1 protein-coding gene is annotated in these 1,054 nt (G+C 59.7%); it reads right to left on the bottom strand.

The window, feature by feature from the left end; all coding sequences use genetic code 11:
* Positions 1–46 precede the first annotated feature (46 nt).
* Positions 47–1,054, bottom strand: a 1,008-nt coding sequence (locus ACXAG7_RS19865; RefSeq protein ID WP_476667913.1) for an MATE family efflux transporter, incomplete at its 5' end; no start/stop codon positions are given.

The raw sequence follows: 1,054 nt of genomic DNA, 5'->3' as shown, positions 1-1,054 counted from the left end.
TGTCCAACCAGAGCACCAGCGCCGCGCTGAGTGGCACTTTGAAGGCTCATTGCGACCACAAAAAGATGTGCATCACGTAGACAGTACGCCCGGCAGCGCGCAGCGAGTTGCCACAGATCGCATTCGAATTCTTGGGCCAGGGGAGTAGGATTAAAACGGGAAGGAAGCTGATCAATGCAGCGCGGGTCTCCGGCGCCAGCGAGGGATAGAGTGGATCCGAGGAAAGGATCACCATTGTATAGAGGCTCGCCACTACCGCGGACATGATGAATGCTCCTTTCCATGCCATTCGCAGTGTGCCGCGCAAGCTTTCTGAAGGGCCTTCGCGGCCAAGATGTTGCGCTACGAAAATGCCGACCGCTTGCGCCCAGGCCATGCCGAAGGTGCCAGCCACCTGTATCCATGGAAGGATCAGGGTCAGCGCCGCGAACTGCCGGACATCGTAAGCGGCATAAATCAACATACAGACGCTGGAAGACGCCTGCGCACTGAAGAAGGTCGCGGCCACTGGCAGGGCAAAGGCCAAATGCGATTTCATGCCCAGCCAAAGAGGCGGCATCTCGATGTCCGACACTGGTCGCAGTCGCAGTCCGATCAAGTACCCGACGCGCAAAACGGCACCAGCCACGCTGCCGATCGCTGCGCCAGCCAAGCCCAGGTGTGGCAGGCCGTAGTGTCCGTGGATCAGTGCCCACGACAGGGTGACATTCACGGGCACCGACAAGAGATAGCTGATGAGTGGCCTCCGCGTGTCGCCAGTTCCGTTGCAAAAAGCTGAGAGGCTCTGAGCTACAGCTTCGCTGATCACAACGCCGACGAAGATGATCAAGTAGGTGCGCGCACCCGCTTGAACATCAGAGTTCTGTCCGGACATGGCGAGCAGGCTGTCGGCGGCCAGCCAAAGAGCGCCGAGACCCAAAAGGCAGACCATCAGGCTGATCGCCAGCCCTTCGTGGAAAGTGGCGCGCAAGCGGGAGGGGCTCCCTGAGCCATATGCCTGCGCCGCAAGGATCTGCGAAGCGTTGGCAAAGGCATTCTGTGCTCCCAACAGTAG

This window comes from Tenacibaculum sp. AWR4_210, assembly GCF_056160945.1.
The sequence above is the reverse complement of the archived record's forward strand: the minus strand, read 5'-3'. Positions and strand labels throughout refer to the sequence as shown.